We start from the raw sequence: 20,090 nt of genomic DNA, 5'->3' as shown, positions 1-20,090 counted from the left end.
CCTTCACCAACAAAAGCGCCAAGTTCGGCCATTTCGGCCAGAACCATAGCGACCACTTCCAGCGCATAAACCTCATCCGCAGAAAACTCGCGCGCCTCACGCGACTGGACAACCAGAACGCCCAGCTTTTCCCCAAGGCGCTGAACCGGCACGCCCAGAAAGGACGAATACCGTTCCTCGCCGGTTTCCGGCATGTACCGGAACCCTTTTTCGGATGGCGCGTCCGCGGTATTTACGACCTTGCCGAACTTGGCGACGCGCCCCACAAGACCCTCGCCCATGCGCATCCGCGTCTTATGAACCGATTCAGGAGAGAGACCTTCGGTCGCACACAGCTCCAGCGTCTCTTCATCGCGGAACAGATAGATCGAGCACACCTCGGCCCGGATGCTATCGGCAATCAGATGGGTAATCCGATCAAGACGTTCCTGACCGGCCGCCTCGCTCGCCATCTCTTCGCGCAACCGCCGCAGCAGCTTGCGGGATTCTGTTTCGGTGCCGTCCGCCATGGCCCACCCAGTTTAGTGTGTCAGGCGAGACCTTTGGCTGAAAACCTCAGGCCGCCTTGTCCAGTTCAAAGGCATCATGCAGCGCCTGAACAGCAAGTTCCATGTATTTCCTGTCGACCAGAACGGAAATTTTAATCTCAGAGGTTGTAATGACCTTGATGTTTATCCCCTCATCCGAGAGCACCTTGAACATTTTAGCCGCAACGCCCGACTGCGAGCGCATACCGATTCCCACGACCGAGACTTTGCAGACGTCATTGTCGGCAACCAGCTCCGCATAGTTCAACTCGCCGGCCTCTTTGATCGCCGTCAGCGCTTTTTCAGCGCGGGCCACCTGATCGGTCGGGCAGGAGAATGTCATATCCGTGCGACCCTCGTCCGAGATGTTCTGAACGATCATGTCCACGTTCACACCCTCATCGCTGAGGGCGGTGAAGATGATCGAGGCGATACCAGGGCGGTCGGCCACCGATACGACGGTCATCTTGGCTTCGTCACGGGAATAGGCCACACCGGCCACAACATTGGATTCCATGATATCCTCCTCGTCGCAGACCAGAGTACCGGCCTCGTCGGATTGTTCTTCGAAACTTGAGAGAACGCGCAGTTTCACTTTATAGCGCATCGCCAGTTCGACCGAGCGGGTTTGCAGCACTTTCGCACCCAGCGATGCAAGTTCGAGCATTTCCTCGAACGAAATACGGTCCAGTTTGCGGGCCTTTTCGCAAATGCGAGGGTCAGTGGTGTAAACACCGTCCACATCTGTGTAGATGTCACACCGCTCGGCACCGAACGCTGCTGCAAAGGCCACAGCCGTGGTGTCCGATCCGCCGCGACCCAGCGTTGTGATCCGGCCCTCAGGGCTAAGACCCTGAAAACCAGCAACAACAGCCACTTTCATACCTTCACCGAATTTCTGGTTCAGGTTCTCGGTCGGGATCTCTTCGATCCGTGCCTGGCTGTGGGCGCTGGTGGTCAGCAAGGGCACCTGCCAGCCTTGCCAACTGCGTGCGGGAATATCCATTTCCTGCAAGGTCAGGGCCATCAGGCCAGCGGTGACGTTTTCACCCGAAGACACCACGGCATCATATTCACGCGCGTCAAACAGCGGTGACGTCTCATTCACCCAGCCCACCAGCTCGTTGGTTTTGCCGGACATGGCCGAGACGATGACAATCACGTCATAGCCTTTGGCAACTTCCACTCCAATGCGCTTGGCAGCACGGCGGATGCGGTCCAGATTGGCGACAGACGTACCGCCGAATTTCATTACGAGTAAGGGCATGGGGGCAAAAGTCTCCGCGCCGTGGATTAGAGGTTCCGTGCCTCATATGCGAGGGGCATCCCAAGAGCAAGGGCGCAAAAGGCGTCTGCCTGCGGCGCAGGGCCGCTTTACTTTGCAAGAGCTCGGTGTCAGCCTGCGGACAACAACCAATTCAAGAGGTTCTTTATGTTTCGCCTAGCCCTTGCCGTTGCTCTAATGTCATCGCCAGCCTTTGCCCAAGTCGCAAGCGTCGCTGGGACTGATGGCCAAAACGCATTGGGGACTGTGCCCTGCGCCGCCAATGCAGGTGATCCGCTACAAAGCTGCAATGCAGAGCTGCGCCGCCACGATGACGGCACAACAACGCTTGCCGTTGCGCTGGGCGGCGGACAAGTACGCAACATCTATTTCAAGGATGGCGTGCCGGAATCCAGCAGCTCGACCTCGAAAATGTCTTATGAAACGCGTGGCGATTTGATGGTGGTCTATATTGATCCAGGCGAGGTCTACGAGATCCCCAAAGCCGCACTGGCTGCTCAGTAAGCGTGCGGCTGCCCGTCATAGGTTTCAAAACACCCTGTGGTGGCCAGCGACAACGCATCAAAACGGTCCATCAGGCCGGACACGGCTTGGTCGACATGAATGTCAGCCGCGACACCGCCCAGGTCCGTTTGAACCCAGCCCGGGTGATAGATACCAACGGCAATACCGTCATTTTTAAGGTCAGTCGCCAGATTGCGCCCCAAGTTCAACACCGCCGCCTTGGACGCGCGGTAGATATAGCTGCCGCCCGGCGCGCGGGTATGCGAGGCCATTTGCGACGACAGGATCGCCACCTTGCCGCCTGACGCGCGAAGATTGGGCAGCAAGGCCTGAATGGTCAGGAACACGCCGGTAACGTTGGTCGCAAAGTTCTGCGTCCACATGTCGGCCGGGTAGTCGTTGATCGTGTGGCCCTTGTCCAGATACACACCTGCATTGCAGATCAGAAGGTCGACGGGTTGATCCTTCAACCGTTCAGCCATTGCCGCCTGTTGCTCTGGATCCGTTACGTCCAGACACAATTGCGCGCTGTCATCGCGCGATGTTCCGGTAACAACTGCTCCCCTGTCGCTATAGCGCTGGGACAGAGCGCGTCCGATGCCACGATTGGCGCCGGTGATCACGACATGCATATGTCAGTTCGTCTTTCTGCTGGGAACAAAGGGAAGCGGGGCGACCGGCACGCCATCTTCGATCAGCGATTTTGCCTCGTCTGGCTTGGCTTCTCCATAAATGGCGCGGTCCGGGGCCTCGCCCAGATGAATCTTGCGCGCTTCGCTGGCAAAATCCTTACCGACATAATCCGAGTTTTCTTCGACATGCCGCCGCATCTCGGCCAGAACCTTCTCAATTTCCGGCGACGGGGTGGCAACGTCGATTTTCTCTTCTGCAGCAGGCGGTTGTTGTAGTTTCGGCTTCGCGTTTCGCGCCGGACGCACGCGCGGCGTCATGATCGCCTTTTCAACCTGCTCACATCCGCAGACCGCGCAAGTTACCATCCCAGCCGCAGCCAGTTTGTCGTAGGCTTCGGCGGATTGGAACCAACTGTCGAACGTGTGGCCTTCACTGCATTTCAACGCGTATTGAATCATGTTCAGTCCAAAATAACGATTGGCGAATAGATACCGACCAGAATGACAATATCAAGCCTCTCTGGCCTGATCTTAATGCGCGTATGGCTTAAAGTCTCGTAACAGATTGGACAGCCCGGGCGAATGTACCTTTAGAGCTGCCTTTTTGAGCGGATACCACTTGCGTTTGCGCATCCCCTGTTCCGGGAAATCCTGCGAAATGGACCGCACGTGAACCGGGAACACATACACCAGAATCAACACGGGTGGTCGATTCAGTTGATGCTTGTGATGAAGGAATTGCCCCTGCCGAACCCCGCTGCTTAGACCGGTCACTCCTGCCTCTTCCCACGCCTCCTGCAATGCCGTTTCAGCCGGGGACAAGCCCGGGATGAGCCAACCTTTGGGAATAATCCAACGTTGCGCCTTGCGTGTCGTGATCAGCAAAACCTCGGGCCGATTGCCTTTGATCCGGTAACACAGTGCAGCGGCCTGCTGCAAAACGGGTTGTTCCGCAGCGTTTAGATCTTCAAGACGCAGCAGCCTTTGTTTCATGACCTGCCGGTTCCTTCGGTCAAAACCCCGCCCCTTCGCACACGGGATCAAAGCGAACCCATTTGGTACAAGGCACACTACAAGATACCATATAATGTGTTTATCGCCAAGTCAGGCGCAGGTTTGATGCGCAAATTTACATTCGGGCTGCGAGTTGCCGCACCAATTCGTCATGGGGAATATCGGCGTCGATTGCCAGCCGTCGCAATCCAAAATGCACGCGTGCGATCTGCTGATAGTACCGCGTATAGACATAGTTCGTTCCACCGCCGGCCAAGGCTCCGAGTACGGGTACAGACTGGGCTGCCAGCTTTTGCCCCAGCACAATCGAAAAGCGAGGTGCAACCGCTGCAATCAGGCGCTGCATAGCGGGACCGGTCAGGGTCAAGCGAACCGAGAAAAAGCCAAGATCCGCGCCATCGTCATGGGAAAGCGGCCCCGAGGCGGACAGAACCCGCACACAGTCGAATTTCACATTCTCTGCTGTAGGATCAAAGCCTTCACGCGCAGCCGCCCCTTGAATGGCGCGCAGCAGCATGGCGGTTGTTGCGGGCAATTCCATCAAAGCTGTTGAAACCCCACCCAGCCCTCCAGCTGCACCCATGGCCGTCGTGACAGCGGTATTCACCCAGGGTTTCTGATCGGGAACCGCGCGCCGTGAACCCTGCGCTGCATGCATCGCCAGCCACAGGGCCTGTTCTGTAGCTCCGGTCAAGCCATGCCGCACCGGTTCCGGCAACTGCTCAAGCAAAGATTCGGCTGATCCACCCAGCTTGTTCAATAGTTTGACGCCAGCACCACCGGCAGATCGGTAGTGATCCGCCAGACGATCCAGTTCGGCCTCGGCATCCACGTTTTCGACAAGAACCACGTTCTGCATCTACGCCCTCCTACCTATCAACATCGGCGTTGCGCGGCGTGGATTCAATAGGTCAGCGGCTCCAACGGGTCACTGCCCCCACTATCCCGGACCATACGCCGGGTCTCAATTCCAACCCCAAAACCCTGTCAGGGTTGGTGGGCGGCGGCATCTCGACCCCATTCAAACGCGCGAATCCGAACCGTTTGTAGTAAGGCTCATCCCCCACCAGCATGACCCGCTGCCACCCGCGCATGCGCCCGGCCTCAACACCGGCGTGGATCAGATACCCGCCCAAACCTTCGCCCTGATGGGTGGGGTGAACGGCAACCGGCCCCAACAGTAACGCATCGTGATCGCCCACATGAACGGGCCAGAACCGGATTGCACCGGCCAGAATACCCTGACCGTCGCGCGCGACCAAAGACAGCCCCTCAACCGGAGGCACATCATCGCGCAACCGGTAAGATGACAAAGCCTCGCGACCCGGCGCAAAGCACAGGTCATAGAGGGCTTCGACCTCCCACCAATCGTCCGGCTCTTCCGGCCTGATCCCGAATTGCTGCACCCTGCCCTCTTTTCCTTGCTGGAAATCGCCCTAGCACTTCGCTACGCCTTGGGCAAACGCTTGGAGATCAGATGTTCTATCGCCCCGAAGACGGCCACGGCCTGCCGCATAATCCGTTCAACGCCATTATCACACCGCGCCCGATCGGCTGGATCTCAACCCGGGATGCAGATGGGATCAACAATCTGGCGCCTTATTCCTTTTTCAATGGTGTCGCCTACACACCGCCGCAAGTGATGTTTGCCTCAACCGGCACCAAACACGATCAGAACGGAGGCAAGGACAGCATCGCCAATATCGAAGCCACCGGCGTGTTCTGCGTAAACGTCGTAGCTCATGCGCATCGAGACGCGATGAACGCCAGTTCGGCCGGACTGCCAAAAGAAATTGATGAATTTGAACATGCCGGGCTGTCGCCCGTCGAATGCGAAACGATTCCATGCGCCCGGATTGCAGGGGCTCCTGCTGCACTGGAATGCAAGCTCACCCAGTTCGTCACTCTACCCGGTGAAGCAAATCGGGTTGTGTTTGGCGAAGTAATCGGCGTTCACCTGCACGATGATCACATCCGGGACGGCAAGTTTGATGTGACGTCTTTCCAACCCCTGGCGCGTCTTGGGTACCGGGACTATTCCGTGGTGTCCGAGTTGTTCTCACTCAATCGCCCGGACGACTGACGTGATCCGGGGGCGCTGCCCCCGCCGCCCTTTCCGGGCGACTCCCCCGAGGTATTTTTAGCCAGATGAAGCAGGGGATCCTTTATTCATCTGGCGTCAAATACCTCGGAGCGCGAGGCAGAGCCTCGCAAAAGGCTTAGTGTCCGCCCAGAATACCGGTGCGGACGGAATAATCGACCGCCAGTTCGTAATCCGGGTCATCGTCACTGTCGACCATCAGGTGTCCTGCCTTGTTCAACAGCTTATGACAATCGCGGCTCAGGTGGCGCAGCATGACACGTTTTCCTGCGGCTTCGTATTTCGCAGCAATGTTTTCGATGGCCTGCAATGCAGACTGATCCACCACCCGGCTTTCTGCAAAATCAACAATCACAGTTTCAGGATCGTTCGGGACGTCGAACAACTCGATGAAACCATCAGAAGACCCGAAGAAGAGCGGTCCTTGAATTTCGTAGACCTTCGCGCCCTTTTCGGTCGCAGAGTCGCGCGTAACCGCGTGAATGCGTTTTGCGTTGTTCCAGGCATAGGCCAGGGCCGAGACGATGACACCGACCACAACGGCAACCGCAAGATCCTCCATCACAGTCACGACAGTCACCAGCACGATCACGAACGCATCCGTCATGGGAACCTTGCGCATGATCTTGAACGAGTTCCACGCAAAGGTCCCGATCACCACCATGAACATCACACCGACCAAAGCGGCCAGCGGGATTTGCTCGATCAGGGGTGAAGCAAAAAGAATGAAGACCAGCAGGAACAGCGCCGCCGCGATACCTGCGATACGTGTACGTCCGCCGGATTTCACGTTGATCATCGACTGACCGATCATCGCGCAGCCACCCATGCCACCGAAAAAACCGGTCACGATGTTCGACGCGCCCTGCGCGATACATTCCTGAGACGCGCCACCGCGTTTCCCGGTGATCTCACCCACAAGGTTTAGTGTCAGCAGGGATTCGATCAGGCCAATGGCCGCCAGGATGACAGCATAAGGCAGAATGATCTCAAACGTTTCCCAGTTCAGCGGCACCATCGGGATGTGGAAGGTGGGAAGGCCGCCTTCAATCGACGCCAGATCGCCAACGCGTGGCACGTCCAGTCCCAGACCGATCACCAGTGCCGCGACCACCAGAATACCGGCCAACGGCGCCGGGATGATGCGAGTGATACGGGGCATCACCCAGATCACCGCCATGGTCAGCGCGACAAGACCCAGCATTGTAAAAAGCTGCGCACCCGAAAGCCACTCGCCCCCGCTCATGCCATGGCCGGTGTTTTCCATGGTTCCGGGCACTTTGAACTGTCCCATCTGGGCCAGAAAGATCACAATAGCCAGACCGTTCACAAAGCCCAGCATCACCGGATGCGGCACCAAGCGGATGAAACGCCCCCAATGCATGGCCCCGGCGATAACCTGGAGAATTCCCATAAGAACAACAGTCGCGAAAAGGTATTCGACCCCGTGTTCGGCCACCAGCGCGACCATAACCACAGCCAAAGCGCCGGTTGCGCCCGAGATCATACCGGGCCGTCCGCCGATCAATGCCGTAATCAGGCCCACCAGGAACGCCGCATAGAGACCAACCAGCGGGTGCACGCCTGCTACAAAGGCAAAGGCCACAGCCTCGGGCACCAGCGCAAGAGCTACGGTCAAGCCGGACAAGAGTTCGATCCGCAGGCGAGAGAAGGTCAGCCCCTCATCTGGCACCCAGCGCAGATCTGGCATGGCAACGCGGTTGGCAAAACTTGCCAGCAAGGCTCGGGGCATTGGTTTGTCCTATAGGGTTTTATGTTCGCGCGAAGGCGCCTATGTAGCGGACACAAGAGTGTTGAGCCACCGCACCAAGCGGGAAGCAGCCATGTGCTTGACGCATAGCTCGGCCTCGCGGCAACGTGACTTGCGGGTCTACGATTCAGCAACCAACTGTGGGAACATGCGTTGGATCATCCTTTTTCTATTCTCAGCTTTTCCCGCTTTCGCCCAGGATCTGGAAGGTAACGACACGGCCGGGAACTGGCGGGTAACGCATCATGAGATTTTCGGGATATGGAATTCGATCTGCGACGAGCGCGAAGAACATGGGGCGTTGAAACAGCGGTGTTACATCCGACGGGCTGAGGTGTTTTCGCTGCGACCGAAATTTGCAGCGCAGTTCGTTTTCATCACTCCAGAGGCCCAAGGTTTCAAGGTGGAATTCGGGATGGAACCCGGCACCCTTTTCAATCCGTCCGGGTTTCGCATCGACAAGGGTAACGAAACCATCTGGCGCACGCGGCGTCCCGGTTGCCTGACCGGGCTTAGCTGCACCTTCGAAGATCAGCGTGCGAAGGACGTGTTAGATGCCATGCTGGCCGGGGACGCGTATCGCTTTGAATTTCGTGACAGGCATGGGCAATCGCAGGATTTAACCTGGCCACTGGACACATTCGGTACAGCCTGGGCTGATTTCAAGACACAATCCCGTCTGCGCAACCTGTTACCGAAACAGGATTGGACCCCTTGTAAAAAGCACCCCCAACCCGCACAAATTCAACAGCAATTCAATACGTGGAGCAGGACTGTGACCCAAACCAAGATTGCCGTCATTGGCGGATCAGGCATCTATGAGATCGACGGGCTGGAAAATGCGGAATGGGTCGAGGTTGAAACTCCGTGGGGAACGCCATCGGACCAGATCCTGACCGGATCACTGGGCGGGGTCGAAATGGCTTTTCTACCGCGACATGGGCGTGGGCATGTGCATTCGCCAACCGACGTGCCCTATCGCGCCAATATCGACGCTTTGAAACGGTTGGGTGTGACAGACGTGATATCGGTTTCAGCCTGCGGATCGTTCCGCGAGCATATGGCACCCGGCGACTTCGTGATTGTCGATCAGTTCATCGACCGGACTTTTGCACGGGATAAGAGTTTTTTTGGAACTGGGTGCGTCGCTCATGTCAGCGTAGCGCATCCGACTTGCCCGCGCCTGTCGGACGCCTGCGAAACCGCGGGGAAAGCCGCAGGCATCAACATCCATCGTGGCGGCACCTATCTGGCGATGGAGGGGCCTCAGTTTTCTTCCCTCGCAGAATCCAAGATGTATCGCGAGCAATGGGGCTGTGACGTGATCGGCATGACCAACATGCCCGAAGCCAAGCTCGCCCGTGAGGCCGAGCTTTGTTACGCCTCGGTCGCGATGGTCACGGATTATGACAGCTGGCACCCGGACCATGGTGAGGTTGACGTAGCCGCCATCATCGCAACGCTGACCGGCAACGCAGACAAGGGTCGTGCATTGGTCAAAGGTCTGCCTGCGTTGCTGGGGGCTGAACGTGAACCTTGCCCGCATGGTTGTGACAGGGCCTTGGAATACGCGATCCTGACTGCACCTGAAAAACGCGACCCGGCACTGTTAGCCAAGCTGGACGCGGTCGCCGGGCGCGTTCTTTGACGTTACCTTTGTGGCAAACGGTCCTGAACGGTTTGCCACAGACCATGTGACCACAAGTCGTTGTGGGTTCCATCGGGAACCGAGAAGAACTCCACCCCTTCGCCGCCCATGTCGGCAAGGCGTTCTGCGTGATGCACGGGAACGGTCTGATCGTCGGTACCGTGGAAGATCAATGTCGGCACCTCGATTGTGTCGATGATGTCTCGGGTCGGGAACTGGTCGCGCATCAGGGCTGCTACGGGCAACCAAGGGTAACGTTCAGCCGCCACATCCACGGTCGCCGTAAACGGCGCTTCCAGCACCAGCATCTCGGCCTCGGGCCGTTGTGCCGCGACCGCCGCAGCCACTGCTGTTCCAAGGCTTTGGCCAAGTAGAACAACTGGCTCTCCGGCGCTGTGCAATTGGTCAAACAACTCTAATCCGTCCGAGATCAAACCCGCCTGGGACGGCACGCCTGCACTGCCGGGAAACCCGCGATAGCTTGGCGCCAGCAGCCCGTAACCACTGTTCAGTATTTCTCGGAACCGATCCGCGCGGTCGCTCAGATTGCCGCTCTGGCCGTGAAAGAACAATACGGTCGGGGCACCTTCAGCGGCTGCCGGCGCGGTCCAAGCCGTCAGAACTGTACCGTCGGACATCGGCAGCGAAAGCACATCGATATCCGCCAAAGAAACCGAGGCTGGATCCGGCAATTCACCTTCTGGCTTGTAAAGCAACGATTGTTGGTTGAAGTACATGTATCCAACGATGAGACAATACACGACGCCACTGGCCAGCAAGAGGCCAAGCAGCAACCGTTTGAAGCGATTGATCCGCTTCAACGTACTGGTATCTGTACTTTGGATCTGCACCTTTGCCTCCTGCGAAATTATGCCCCTTAGTCTGGGCAGGTTCTGAACCGTTTCAAGATGAATGAGCAAAGCTTCATCCAAACTTCAAGCCGTTGTCACACTGCCCGAATCCATGAGATTTGCGATCAAGATGCGAGAAACGCACAAGTTCTCGATCTTGTCGCCTCAAAAACAGTCAAACGATCAAGGCAGAGGCTTGACGTTGGCATGCTACACAGGCTTGGTGTGACGACACCTTTACAGGAGACACCATGTCGCTTGAACTCTGGCTGGCTTTTGTCGCCGCTTCCACCGCTTTGCTGCTGATCCCCGGCCCGACTGTGTTGTTGGTGCTTAGCTATGCGCTGTCCAAGGGCCGCAGCGTCGCTGTTGCTTCGGCAAGCGGAGTCGCTTTGGGGGATCTTATCGCGATGACCGCCTCTCTGTTGGGGTTGGGCGCGCTGGTGCTGGCATCTGCCACCTTGTTTTCTGTGCTCAAATGGATCGGGGCCGCCTATCTTGTCTGGCTTGGGATCAAACTGCTGCGAAGCGCACCGTCCGGTGGGCTGAATGCGGTCGATACCGACCGCGATGTAACGGCGCGCAACGTATTTGGGCACGCCGCTGCGGTAACCGCGTTGAACCCGAAATCCATCGCCTTTTTCATTGCCTTTGTCCCGCAGTTCCTGCGCCCAACTGATCCGCTGGGTCCGCAATTCGCCATCCTGATCGTGACTTTCGTGGGTCTGGCCTGGCTGAACGCATTGGCCTATGCCCTGCTGGCTGACCGGCTGCGGCGCGTGATTGGCCGCGCCAGTGTTATCACGGCATTGACGCGGTTTGGTGGTCTGACTTTGATCGGAATGGGAGTCGCGACGGTGGTTCTGCGCCGCCCGGCGTGAGGCGCGCTTAGTCCTCGGCGTGTTCTTTCATGAAACCACGGATAAACCGGCGTATTTCGCGTGCGGCTGACGTATCCAGCTCTTTGCACAGCTCGACAAAAGCGTCGCGCTCATCTTTGTCCAAGCGCAGGACCAGCTGACTGTTTTTCTTGGTCGATCCCTTGCCGTCTTTCTTAGCCACGCGCACTGTCCCCAACATCATCTTGCAATTTTAGGCGATGCATTGTATATACATAGCATAGTGATTGTCGTTATCGGGCACTTAACAACAATAAAAGGAATATGGCAATGAACCTTCATGCTGCTCAGGCATTTCTATTGCGAGATCAACGCAATTGGCGCAAACCGCACCTGTCTTGGTTGCCCGCCACGCTGTACCGCTACAAAAGCCTGCCCAAGGCTATCATGACCCGCCGCTCCTGACAGTGCGCCGGAATGGCACCTTGCATGGTGCCGTATGATGGGCCAAACACCCTTGCGTGTTTTGACGCTAAAAGGGTTGGCCCATGTCCAGAAATAAATCTGTCAAAGATTACATCCGAACCATCGTCGATTTCCCCCACGAAGGGATTATGTTTCGCGATGTGACAACCCTGTTTGCCGACCCGCGCGGGTTTCGGATGGCGATCGACCAGATGCTGCACCCCTATGCCGGGGAACGGATCGACAAGGTTGTTGGGCTTGAGGCACGTGGCTTTATTCTGGGCGGTGCGATTGCGCATCAGCTGAGCGTTGGTTTTGTGCCGATCCGCAAGAAAGGCAAACTGCCCGGAACCACAATCAGCCAAGATTACAAGCTTGAATACGGCGAGGCGATTGTCGAAATTCACGACGATGCCATCCAACCCGGCGAAAAAATCCTGGTTGTTGACGATCTGCTGGCCACAGGCGGCACCGCTGCCGCCGGCATCAAGCTGATCGAACGGCTTGGCGGCGAAATCATCTCTTGCGCCTTCATCATCGACCTTCCAGAGTTGGGAGGCCGGAAAGTTCTTGAAGACATGGGCATGGACGTGCACGTGCTGTGCGAGTTCGAAGGGCTCTGAGCGTAAAATCTTCACAAAAACGTGACTGGAAACCCATAGCCGCTCTGGCTTAGCGCGGCTTTTTTGCTGATCAAGTCGCAAGTTGGCACAAAACAAGTGATCTTGCTGTGAGGTCACCGCGTAACCCGGGTGATGCTGATTGAAGCATTCTAACCTAGGGAGATTAACATATGTTCCGCAAACTCGCCGCCGCTGGTGTCGCCTCGATCCTGTTCAGCACAACCGCTTTGGCCGATGGTCACGGTAAAGACATTGTGGACACAGCTGTCGCCGCTGGCAGCTTTGAAACACTTGTCGCTGCAGTGCAGGCCGCCGAACTGGTGGACACGCTGAAAGGCGAAGGTCCGTTCACAGTGTTTGCCCCAACCGATGATGCGTTTGCGGCTTTGCCTGAAGGCACTGTAGAAGACTTGCTGAAGCCGGAAAACAAGGAACAGCTGGTCGCCATTCTGACCTACCATGTTGTGCCAGGTAAGGTCATGTCAGGTGATCTGAGCGACGACATGACCGCCGCAACCGTTCAGGGCGGCGACATCACAATCGATCTGGATTCTGGTGTGATGGTCAATGACGCCAACGTGGTACAGGCCGACATCGAGACAAAGAACGGCGTGATCCATGTGATCGACAAGGTGATCCTGCCTGCGTCGTAAGGGAACTACCGGACACGGCCCAGGATGTGGGCCGTGTTCACACCTTCAGGACCGCACCGGGGTTCATGATGCCCTGCGGGTCCAAAGCTGCCTTGATGGCCCGCATCGCGCTCAGCTTGACCGGATCGCCATAGCGCTCCAGATCGTCTGTCTTCAGACGCCCCACCCCATGTTCAGCACTGACCGAGCCGTCATAGGCGTCAACCAGATCATGCACCGCTTGTTTGATCGCACCGCGTTGATCATCAAATTCTGATCGGCTGTGCCCTTTGGGTGGAAATACATTGTAATGCAGGTTGCCATCTCCAAGATGCCCAAAGCAATTGATCCGGTACGGGCCAAGTTCAGCGATCATCTTTCCACCTTCGCGAATGAAGTCAGGAATTCTGGAAATCGGGACCGAAATATCATGGCTCGAAACCGAGCCGACCAGACGATTGGCCTCGGGGATGCGTTCGCGTACCGCCCAAAGCTCAGCACGCTGCGCCTCGCTTTGCGCAATCACGCCATCCTGAACCTGCCCGCGATCTTCGGCGGTGACAAAAAGATCCTCCAGCGCACCTGAAGATGATTGGCCAGCGGCCAGACCCAGCTCGATCAGCACACACCACTCCGGCGGGGTGCTGAACGGTTGGCGGACTTCGGGAAGAACATCTGACAGGAAATCAAGACCTTGCCGGTGTATCAGCTCAAAGGCACTGACAGTCTCACCCACCTGATCCCTCGCCAGCGCCAGCAGGTCGATGGCCGCCTCTGGCGAAGCGACCTGAAACATGGCCGTGCCCTGAACTGCAGGCTTGGGAAACAACTTGAGGGACGCGGCCGTGATAATGCCCAACGTACCCTCTGCCCCGATCAGAATGTTGCGCAGATCATAGCCGGTGTTGTCCTTTCGCAATCGGCTGAGCCCATGCCAGATCTCACCATTAGGCAGCACCGCCTCAAGCCCCAGACACAGATCGCGCGCGTTGCCATAGCGGAGTACGTTGACGCCCCCGGCATTGGTCGACAAATTGCCCCCGATCCGGCAGGACCCCTGCGCCGCCAACGACAGCGGAAACAACCGACCCGCCGCGTCGGCTGCGGCCTGCACGTCTTGCAGAATAGCTCCGGCTTCAGCGACCAGGGTGTTTTCATTCGGAAAAACAGCCCGAATGGCTGTCATGCGCTCCAAAGAGATCAGCAAAGGCACCGGACCTTCCGACATCACTTGTCCACCGACCAGCCCCGTGCCACCGCCATACGGCACAATCGGAACCTGTGCGTCCGCAGCCAGCTTCACAAGCGCCGCCACCTCTTCTGTGCTGTGCGGCATGGCCAACAAGCCGATTTTCCCGACAAACCGCCCGCGCGGCTCTTCCAGATATCTGTCCTCGACCGGGCGCAGCACTTTGTCGCCCAACGTCGAATGAATCAAGTCTGCAAAATGGTCATCAGCGGGGTTCAAGCTCATATGCCTTCAATGCCCAAGCAATGCGGCTACGGCAAGTCCTATTCCAGATCGATCAGATACTGCGGTTCCAGCACGATCACTGTCGGGCGGTCCGGAAGGTCTCGCAAAGACACGGTGATTTCTGACACCCCGTTGCGCTCGACCGGAAATGTATCACGAATATCGATCAGAAACCGATCCAGCGAGAACCCCGAGAACCAGTGCATCGGAATAATCACCGAACTCTTCAACCGCTTCAAAACCGAGATCATGTCCGGCAAGGGCATCGTGGTCCCCCCGTCAACCGCGGCCATGACCACATCCAACCGCCCCAAAGCGGCAAACTGTTCGTCTGATGGCACATGATGCAGATGACCCAGATGACCAATACACAGCCCCTCGACCTCGAACACAAAGATCGAGTTCCCGCGCTCCTCGACCCCGCCATAGGCTGACCGGATATCGGTCGAAACGTTGCGCACCAGAAGTTCACCAAGGTCAAGATGATGCTCTATGCCCTGCCCGAATTCACCCCATCCCGGCAGAACATGCGGTATCGCCGGATCGGGGTTGGCCGTCCAGTGAGTAGAATGGGCGTGGTTCATCGTCACGACATCGGGGATCAAATCCGCGCTGCCGATGAACCCGGTGAAGTCAGTCACGGCATTCAGCCCACCCCGTGTCTGGATCAGAAACGACGCGTGCGCGATGTAGCTGATCCGCACAGAAAATTCCGGCACCGGATCTTGCCAAGCCGCTTTGTGAAGATACTCAATTCCCGGCGCGGCATCAGCAATGGCGATGCAATGGCTTGGCCGCCGCTCCTGCGCCGCAGCCCCACCCGAAATCACCATCATTGCTGCAATCAACCAGCGCATAACCCAAGTGTAGCGCAGAACGCGCCCATGTCATGCCCCTTGTTCATCTGGCCTAAAATACCTCGGGGGAGGCGCGGCGTGCCGCGACGGGGGCAGCGCCCCCTAGCCCGCGTCGGTTTTCCCGCGCCGGTCGGATCGCAGGCTGGCATACAGAACATGTGTCCGCCATCGTCCGTTGATCTGCAGGTAAGACTGCGCCACACCTTCATATTTGAAGCCCGAGCTTTCCAGCAACCCGCGCGACGCTTGGTTTTCCGGCAAGCACGCGGCTTCGATCCGGCTCAGATCCAGACGGGTAAAGGCGTGATGGACCATGGCCCCAATTGCCTCGCGCATGTACCCTTGCCGGGCAAAAGCCTGACCGGTCCAATATCCCAGAGTACCCGCCTGAGCGGGACCCCGCCTTATATTGTCCAGCGTGATAGCCCCTACCAGAACATCATCGTCGCGGCGAAACAGAAACAGCGGTATCGCTGTGCCACTGGCGACCGAACGCTGCGCCCAATACACCCGATTGGTAAAAGACTTGCGGCTTAGATGATCGCTGGCCCAGACAGGTTCCCACGGCGTCAGATAGTCTTTTGAAGACCGCCGCAAAGCGGACCAGGTATTGAAGTCGGAATGTACAGGCGGGCGCATGCTAAGCCGCGCGGTTTCGAGTTTCAGCTTGCGTCTGCCCAACAGCATCACGCCGCCCGCCTCTCCTGCAGTTCGGCCAAACTTGGCGCGCCATACACTGGCCCATAAAGCGCCAGCGCCGCTGGAGCTTGTACAGCCATGGTTTCTGCAAAGTCTCTCACATCTTCGGTGCCGACCGCATCGATCTTGGCAACGGTATCCTCAAGCGAGGGCACTCTACCCCAGATTTGCACCAGCCGCGCCAAACGTTCTGCCCGGTTTGATGGGCTTTCCAGTCCCATCAACATCCCGGCCTTCATCTGGGCGCGGGCACGGGCGACCTCTTCTGCGCTCATGTCCTCGGCTGCGCGCTTCATCTCGTCGATTGTGATTGTCGCCAATTCACCAACCTGATCTGCCGAGGTTCCCGCATAGATCGTGGTTGTACCGGTATCCGCGTAGGCACCGGTCTGAGCAAAGATTGTGTAGCACAGCCCGCGTGTTTCCCGCACCTCCTGGAACAAGCGTGAGGACATGCCGCCGCCCAAAGCGGTCGAATAAATCTGCGCCGTATAAATCGCATCGTCGCGGTACCCGGGGCTTTCCAGCGCCAGTGCAAAGTGCGCCTGCTCCAGCTCTTTCTCTTGCCGTGCCTCACCCCCGGTGAACCGGGCAGCTTCCGGGATCAGGCCCTTGCGCGGCTGTAGATGCCCGAACATCTCTTCGGCCATTTTCATCAGCGCATCGTGATCCACGGAACCTGCAGCCGACAGGATCATCTGCTCGGGGCCGTAATGCTCGGCTACAAAGCCAGACAGATCCTCGCGTGAGAACGCACTGACCTTTTCGGTTGGCCCCAGAATTGTCCGGCCCAAGGGCTGGTCGTGATAGCTCTGCTCTTGTAGCCAGTCAAAGATGACATCGTCCGGGGTGTCATAGGCCTGCCCGATCTCTTGCAGGATCACCCCGCGCTCGACCTCGATCTCACGCGGATCGAAAACCGGGTTCAGAACGATGTCGCCGATCACATCCATGGCCAGCGCGACGTCGTCCTTCAGAACACGCGCATAGTAGGCCGTCACCTCGCGCGAGGTATAGGCGTTGATATAGCCTCCTACATCCTCGATCGCTTCGGCGATTTGCAGCGCAGAACGACGCTCGGTTCCCTTGAACGCCATGTGTTCAAGGAAATGCGCGATGCCGTTTTGTTCGATCCGCTCGTGCCGCCCACCGGCGGTCACCCAGATACCGATGGCCGCTGATTGCAGCCCCGGCATATGTTCACTGACGATACGAAAGCCGTTCTTCAGTTGGTCTTGTCTGACAGTCACTCGGCAATATGCCCTTTGATATGATCCTCGAGGGCACCCAGATCATTTGCAATGCGGGTCACCCGTTCCGGACGTTCATACAGATCAGACATGCGGGATGGAAGAGGCGGATGCACGTCGCTCGCCTTCTCGACCGCAGCTGGGAATTTTGCAGGGTGCGCAGTAGCCAGAGTGATCATCGGCACGTCAGACGCCCGGTGCTCTTCCGCAACCTTTATACCAATGGCAGTATGCGGGCAAACCAGTTCCGCACTGTGCGCCAGCGTGTGCTTGATCGTCGCCAGCGTCTCGTCTTCGGACACGCGTCCCGAGTCGAAACTTTCGCGCAGCGCTTCCATCGCGCCCTGGCTGACGTTGAAGCCGCCATTCTTGAGCTCGTCCATCAACTGAGCGACCGCGCTGCCATCCTCGCCATAAGCGTAGTACAATGCGCGCTCAAAGTTCGAGCTGACCTGAATGTCCATTGAGGGGCTGATCGAGGGGATGGTATCTCCCTTGAAGTACCCTTCACCACTCAAACAGCGGTGCAGGATATCGTTCTGGTTGGTCGCCACCACCAACCGATCAATGGGCAGGCCCATCCGCTTGGCCAGATAGCCAGCGAAGATGTCTCCGAAATTGCCGGTCGGCACGGTGAAGCTGACCTTGCGATGTGGCGCGCCAAGGCTGACGGCAGCCAAAAAGTAATACACGATCTGCGCCAGAACGCGGGCAAAGTTGATCGAGTTCACACCGGCCAATTTCACGCTGTCGCGGAAGTCGAAGTCGTTGAACATGTCCTTCAGCGCGGCCTGACAATCGTCGAAGTCTCCGTCAACTGCCAAAGCGTGCACATTGCTGTCCGCTGGTGTTGTCATCTGTCGCCGCTGCACTTCGGACACGCGGCCATGTGGGAACAGGATGAACACATCCACCGCATCTAGGCCCCGGAACGCCTCAATCGCGGCCGATCCGGTGTCGCCACTGGTCGCCCCCACGATGGTCACGCGGTCATTGCGGCGCTTCAAAGCCACCTGGAATAGCTGACCGATCAACTGCATCGCAAAGTCCTTGAATGCCAGCGTTGGCCCATGGAACAGCTCCAGCAGGAAGTGATTCTCGTTCAACTGCTTCAACGGTGCACGTGCGTCGTGACCAAAGCCTTCATACGCGCGGGCGATGATCGCCTTGAACTCATCCTCGGCAAACGAGCCGCTGACGTAAGGCCACATTACCCGGAACGCAATTTCTTCATAAGACAATCCGGCCAAGGCAGCGATTTCGCCTTGCGGCATGACCGGTATCTCAGCGGGCAGGTACAGGCCACCATCGCGGGCCAGACCGGTCAGCATCGCCTCTTCAAATGTTAGCTCAGGCGCTTGGCCACGGGTCGAGATGTATTTCATGTCGCGTCACTCCTAGAATTGGCACGGCTGCGCCACAGGAAGTATCCGGTCATCGCGGCCCAGACCAGAGCCAGACCAAACCAGGTGATTGCATATTGCAGGTGATCATTCGGGATGCCCGCCGTATCAACCGGCAAGGGCGTAACGTTCGGGTCGGTTTGCGACCGGGCGATCAACAGAACAGGTTCGGCCCCCAAAGCAGCGGCCAGGTTCGGTACGTCGCGGGCGAACCAGATATTGGCATCGATGTCCGCCTCGGGCGTGTAACTGTCGATCTCATCCGGCCAATGAAGATTCCCGGTAATTTCCATCGGGCCGGTCAAACGCTCGGTGTCTTTGGCTGTCGTTGGAACAAAACCCCGATCCACCAAAATTGTGCGGTCCCCGGCGGTGAAAGACTGGATGATGCGATACCCCGCCCCTACCTGTTTCACAGAGACTAGCACGTGGATTTCCCCCGGCTCCATATCGCCCGAAACGGTGACTGGCAGGTATTTGTCGGTGTCTTCTGACACCTGCGCTGGCAAATCCACAGGATCCGCCGAGATGCGGCTTTCAATCTCGGCCAACACCTCTTGTTTCCATGCCAGACGCTGCACTTGCCAAATGCCAAGCGACAGCAACACGCCCAGACCGGCGAGAGCGAAGATCAGCAGGAACAGAATGCGGCGCATGGCGGGATCAGACCTCGTTGCAGGAACCGGCGTCTTGTTAAGGGCGGAGCGGACGAAAAAGCAACCACGCAATTGTATGGGGCGCAATCTTGTGCCCGGAACAGAGAAAAAGCCGCCCCAAAAGGGCGGCTTTTGCAATTGGATTCACCCGCAGGTCTTACAGGAACGGAGCCTGACCCCAGATGTAGACGGCGAAGAACAGGAACAGCCAGACAACGTCAACGAAGTGCCAATACCAGGCTGCCGCCTCAAACCCGACGTGTTTTTCGGGTGTAAAATCACCGCGCAGTGCCCGGATCAGACAGACCGTCAGGAAGATTGTTCCGATTATCACATGTGCACCATGGAAGCCGGTCGCCATGAAGAAGTTCGAATAGAACTGGTCGCCACCAAACACCCAGCCTTCATGCGCCAGCAGCTCGTAGTATTCGTAAGCCTGCAGCAGCGTGAACAGCAAACCCAACACGATACCAATGGCCAGACCGTTTATCAGTGCCTTGCGGTCGTTGTCATGCACAAGCGCGTGGTGCGCCCAGGTGATCGCACAGCCCGACAGCAGCAGAACCAGAGTGTTGATCAGCGGCAGGTGGAACGGATCAACCGCGTGGATGTCTGGCTGGATGTATTCAGTGCCGGCATAGTCGTACATCGGGTACATGCGATGTTTGAAGAACGACCAGAACCAGGCGAAGAAGAACATCACCTCGGACATCACGAACAGGATAAAGCCATAACGCAAACCGATGCGCACAACCGGGGTATGATCGCCCTGACGGCTCTCGACAACAACGTCCGACCACCAGGCAAACATGCAGTACAGGACGGCGACAAATCCGCCCCAGAACATGAACGATGTGAT

At 57.6% G+C, this 20,090-nt stretch carries 24 protein-coding genes; 7 read left to right on the top strand and 17 right to left on the bottom strand.

Translation table 11 applies throughout. The features are described from left to right. Positions 1-509, bottom strand: a 509-nt coding sequence (locus tag AC2FNU_RS17915) for a GAF domain-containing protein (protein ID WP_496791058.1), incomplete at its 3' end; no start/stop codon positions are given. Between the two features lie 46 nt (positions 510-555). Beyond that, positions 556-1,794, bottom strand: a complete 1,239-nt coding sequence (locus AC2FNU_RS17910; protein WP_480801042.1) for an aspartate kinase — start codon at positions 1,792-1,794, stop codon at positions 556-558. A gap of 165 nt (positions 1,795-1,959) precedes the next feature. On the opposite strand from AC2FNU_RS17910, the gene AC2FNU_RS17905 reads away from it, so the two are divergent. Further along, entirely contained in the window at positions 1,960-2,316 is a 357-nt protein-coding gene (locus tag AC2FNU_RS17905; RefSeq protein ID WP_496791052.1) for a hypothetical protein, read from the top strand. On the opposite strand, the gene AC2FNU_RS17900 is transcribed toward AC2FNU_RS17905, so the two are convergent. From AC2FNU_RS17900 to AC2FNU_RS17880, 5 genes are all read right to left on the bottom strand, one after another. Further along, entirely contained in the window at positions 2,310-2,948 is a 639-nt protein-coding gene (locus AC2FNU_RS17900) for an SDR family NAD(P)-dependent oxidoreductase (RefSeq protein WP_496791051.1), read from the bottom strand. The genes AC2FNU_RS17905 and AC2FNU_RS17900 overlap by 7 nt on opposite strands. 3 nt (positions 2,949-2,951) lie before the next feature. Next, positions 2,952-3,407 carry a DUF1178 family protein gene (locus AC2FNU_RS17895; RefSeq protein ID WP_496791048.1) on the bottom strand — a complete coding sequence of 152 codons (456 nt, stop codon included), beginning with the start codon at positions 3,405-3,407 and terminating at the stop codon, positions 2,952-2,954. A 72-nt stretch (positions 3,408-3,479) separates the two neighbouring features. Continuing rightward, positions 3,480-3,941: an NUDIX hydrolase gene (locus tag AC2FNU_RS17890; RefSeq protein WP_496791046.1), complete on the bottom strand. Its 462-nt coding sequence runs from the start codon at positions 3,939-3,941 to the stop codon at positions 3,480-3,482. Between the two features lie 136 nt (positions 3,942-4,077). Continuing rightward, positions 4,078-4,821: an EcsC family protein gene (locus AC2FNU_RS17885; protein ID WP_496791044.1), complete on the bottom strand. Its 744-nt coding sequence runs from the start codon at positions 4,819-4,821 to the stop codon at positions 4,078-4,080. A 52-nt stretch (positions 4,822-4,873) separates the two neighbouring features. Further along, positions 4,874-5,368: a GNAT family N-acetyltransferase gene (locus tag AC2FNU_RS17880; RefSeq protein WP_496791043.1), complete on the bottom strand. Its 495-nt coding sequence runs from the start codon at positions 5,366-5,368 to the stop codon at positions 4,874-4,876. A 71-nt stretch (positions 5,369-5,439) separates the two neighbouring features. Between AC2FNU_RS17880 and AC2FNU_RS17875 the strand changes: the two genes are divergently transcribed. After that, the gene (locus AC2FNU_RS17875) at positions 5,440-6,045 is read left to right on the top strand and encodes a flavin reductase family protein (protein ID WP_496791040.1); all 606 of its coding nucleotides are present in this window, start codon (positions 5,440-5,442) and stop codon (positions 6,043-6,045) included. Between the two features lie 136 nt (positions 6,046-6,181). On the opposite strand, the gene AC2FNU_RS17870 is transcribed toward AC2FNU_RS17875, so the two are convergent. Then, the gene (locus AC2FNU_RS17870) at positions 6,182-7,816 is read right to left on the bottom strand and encodes a SulP family inorganic anion transporter (RefSeq protein ID WP_496791038.1); all 1,635 of its coding nucleotides are present in this window, start codon (positions 7,814-7,816) and stop codon (positions 6,182-6,184) included. Between the two features lie 793 nt (positions 7,817-8,609). Here AC2FNU_RS17870 and AC2FNU_RS17865 point away from each other — a divergent pair. Then, entirely contained in the window at positions 8,610-9,482 is an 873-nt protein-coding gene (locus tag AC2FNU_RS17865; RefSeq protein WP_496791060.1) for an S-methyl-5'-thioadenosine phosphorylase, read from the top strand. Positions 9,483-9,484: 2 nt separating this feature from the next. Here AC2FNU_RS17865 and AC2FNU_RS17860 read toward each other — a convergent pair whose 3' ends face one another. Then, positions 9,485-10,333 (bottom strand): alpha/beta hydrolase, encoded by an 849-nt coding sequence (locus AC2FNU_RS17860; RefSeq protein ID WP_496791036.1) that lies wholly within the window; start codon positions 10,331-10,333, stop codon positions 9,485-9,487. A gap of 251 nt (positions 10,334-10,584) precedes the next feature. On the opposite strand from AC2FNU_RS17860, the gene AC2FNU_RS17855 reads away from it, so the two are divergent. Further along, entirely contained in the window at positions 10,585-11,214 is a 630-nt protein-coding gene (locus AC2FNU_RS17855) for a LysE family translocator (RefSeq protein ID WP_496791035.1), read from the top strand. A 7-nt stretch (positions 11,215-11,221) separates the two neighbouring features. Here the strand turns inward: AC2FNU_RS17855 and AC2FNU_RS17850 are convergent, their stop codons facing one another. Continuing rightward, a complete protein-coding gene (locus AC2FNU_RS17850) occupies positions 11,222-11,395 on the bottom strand; it encodes a hypothetical protein (RefSeq protein WP_170384937.1) in 174 nt (57 codons plus the stop codon). Between the two features lie 107 nt (positions 11,396-11,502). Between AC2FNU_RS17850 and AC2FNU_RS17845 the strand changes: the two genes are divergently transcribed. The 3 genes from AC2FNU_RS17845 (at position 11,503) to AC2FNU_RS17835 (ending at position 12,913) form a co-directional block, all read left to right on the top strand. Beyond that, on the top strand, positions 11,503-11,637 hold the full coding sequence (locus tag AC2FNU_RS17845; RefSeq protein ID WP_496791032.1) for a hypothetical protein: 135 nt from the start codon (positions 11,503-11,505) through the stop codon (positions 11,635-11,637). A gap of 83 nt (positions 11,638-11,720) precedes the next feature. Beyond that, on the top strand, positions 11,721-12,260 hold the full coding sequence (locus AC2FNU_RS17840) for an adenine phosphoribosyltransferase (protein WP_171669264.1): 540 nt from the start codon (positions 11,721-11,723) through the stop codon (positions 12,258-12,260). 170 nt (positions 12,261-12,430) lie between these two features. Beyond that, positions 12,431-12,913, top strand: coding sequence for a fasciclin domain-containing protein (locus tag AC2FNU_RS17835; protein ID WP_496791030.1), 483 nt, complete (start codon positions 12,431-12,433; stop codon positions 12,911-12,913). A 37-nt stretch (positions 12,914-12,950) separates the two neighbouring features. On the opposite strand, the gene AC2FNU_RS17830 is transcribed toward AC2FNU_RS17835, so the two are convergent. From AC2FNU_RS17830 to AC2FNU_RS17800, 7 genes are all read right to left on the bottom strand, one after another. After that, positions 12,951-14,366 carry an FAD-binding oxidoreductase gene (locus AC2FNU_RS17830; protein WP_496791029.1) on the bottom strand — a complete coding sequence of 472 codons (1,416 nt, stop codon included), beginning with the start codon at positions 14,364-14,366 and terminating at the stop codon, positions 12,951-12,953. 38 nt (positions 14,367-14,404) lie between these two features. Further along, positions 14,405-15,223, bottom strand: coding sequence for an MBL fold metallo-hydrolase (locus AC2FNU_RS17825; RefSeq protein ID WP_496791027.1), 819 nt, complete (start codon positions 15,221-15,223; stop codon positions 14,405-14,407). 102 nt (positions 15,224-15,325) lie between these two features. Continuing rightward, a complete protein-coding gene (locus AC2FNU_RS17820; protein WP_496791026.1) occupies positions 15,326-15,910 on the bottom strand; it encodes a GNAT family N-acetyltransferase in 585 nt (194 codons plus the stop codon). After that, on the bottom strand, positions 15,910-17,172 hold the full coding sequence (locus AC2FNU_RS17815) for a M16 family metallopeptidase (protein WP_496791024.1): 1,263 nt from the start codon (positions 17,170-17,172) through the stop codon (positions 15,910-15,912). The genes AC2FNU_RS17820 and AC2FNU_RS17815 overlap by 1 nt, the downstream gene beginning before the upstream one ends. Continuing rightward, the gene (gene thrC / locus AC2FNU_RS17810) at positions 17,169-18,557 is read right to left on the bottom strand and encodes a threonine synthase (protein WP_496791022.1); all 1,389 of its coding nucleotides are present in this window, start codon (positions 18,555-18,557) and stop codon (positions 17,169-17,171) included. Before thrC ends, AC2FNU_RS17815 begins: the two co-directional genes overlap by 4 nt. Next, positions 18,554-19,231: an SURF1 family protein gene (locus tag AC2FNU_RS17805; protein ID WP_496791020.1), complete on the bottom strand. Its 678-nt coding sequence runs from the start codon at positions 19,229-19,231 to the stop codon at positions 18,554-18,556. Before AC2FNU_RS17805 ends, thrC begins: the two co-directional genes overlap by 4 nt. 157 nt (positions 19,232-19,388) lie before the next feature. Next, on the bottom strand, positions 19,389-20,090 hold a 702-nt coding region (locus AC2FNU_RS17800; RefSeq protein ID WP_496791018.1), incomplete at its 5' end, for a cytochrome c oxidase subunit 3.

This window comes from Ruegeria sp. BHSB064 (genome assembly GCF_059613205.1).
The sequence above is the reverse complement of the archived record's forward strand: the minus strand, read 5'-3'. Positions and strand labels throughout refer to the sequence as shown.

Coding starts and splice junctions, on each gene's coding strand:
- AC2FNU_RS17900 (WP_496791051.1), bottom strand. CDS start 2,948: ATGCATGTCGTGATCACCGGCGCCAATCGTGGCATCGGACGCGCTCTG.
- AC2FNU_RS17820 (WP_496791026.1), bottom strand. CDS start 15,910: ATGCTGTTGGGCAGACGCAAGCTGAAACTCGAAACCGCGCGGCTTAGC.
- AC2FNU_RS17875 (WP_496791040.1), top strand. CDS start 5,440: ATGTTCTATCGCCCCGAAGACGGCCACGGCCTGCCGCATAATCCGTTC.
- AC2FNU_RS17830 (WP_496791029.1), bottom strand. CDS start 14,366: ATGAGCTTGAACCCCGCTGATGACCATTTTGCAGACTTGATTCATTCG.
- AC2FNU_RS17845 (WP_496791032.1), top strand. CDS start 11,503: ATGAACCTTCATGCTGCTCAGGCATTTCTATTGCGAGATCAACGCAAT.
- AC2FNU_RS17825 (WP_496791027.1), bottom strand. CDS start 15,223: ATGCGCTGGTTGATTGCAGCAATGATGGTGATTTCGGGTGGGGCTGCG.
- AC2FNU_RS17805 (WP_496791020.1), bottom strand. CDS start 19,231: ATGCGCCGCATTCTGTTCCTGCTGATCTTCGCTCTCGCCGGTCTGGGC.
- thrC (WP_496791022.1), bottom strand. CDS start 18,557: ATGAAATACATCTCGACCCGTGGCCAAGCGCCTGAGCTAACATTTGAA.
- AC2FNU_RS17835 (WP_496791030.1), top strand. CDS start 12,431: ATGTTCCGCAAACTCGCCGCCGCTGGTGTCGCCTCGATCCTGTTCAGC.
- AC2FNU_RS17905 (WP_496791052.1), top strand. CDS start 1,960: ATGTTTCGCCTAGCCCTTGCCGTTGCTCTAATGTCATCGCCAGCCTTT.
- AC2FNU_RS17885 (WP_496791044.1), bottom strand. CDS start 4,821: ATGCAGAACGTGGTTCTTGTCGAAAACGTGGATGCCGAGGCCGAACTG.
- AC2FNU_RS17840 (WP_171669264.1), top strand. CDS start 11,721: ATGTCCAGAAATAAATCTGTCAAAGATTACATCCGAACCATCGTCGAT.
- AC2FNU_RS17870 (WP_496791038.1), bottom strand. CDS start 7,816: ATGCCCCGAGCCTTGCTGGCAAGTTTTGCCAACCGCGTTGCCATGCCA.
- AC2FNU_RS17855 (WP_496791035.1), top strand. CDS start 10,585: ATGTCGCTTGAACTCTGGCTGGCTTTTGTCGCCGCTTCCACCGCTTTG.
- AC2FNU_RS17910 (WP_480801042.1), bottom strand. CDS start 1,794: ATGCCCTTACTCGTAATGAAATTCGGCGGTACGTCTGTCGCCAATCTG.
- AC2FNU_RS17895 (WP_496791048.1), bottom strand. CDS start 3,407: ATGATTCAATACGCGTTGAAATGCAGTGAAGGCCACACGTTCGACAGT.
- AC2FNU_RS17890 (WP_496791046.1), bottom strand. CDS start 3,941: ATGAAACAAAGGCTGCTGCGTCTTGAAGATCTAAACGCTGCGGAACAA.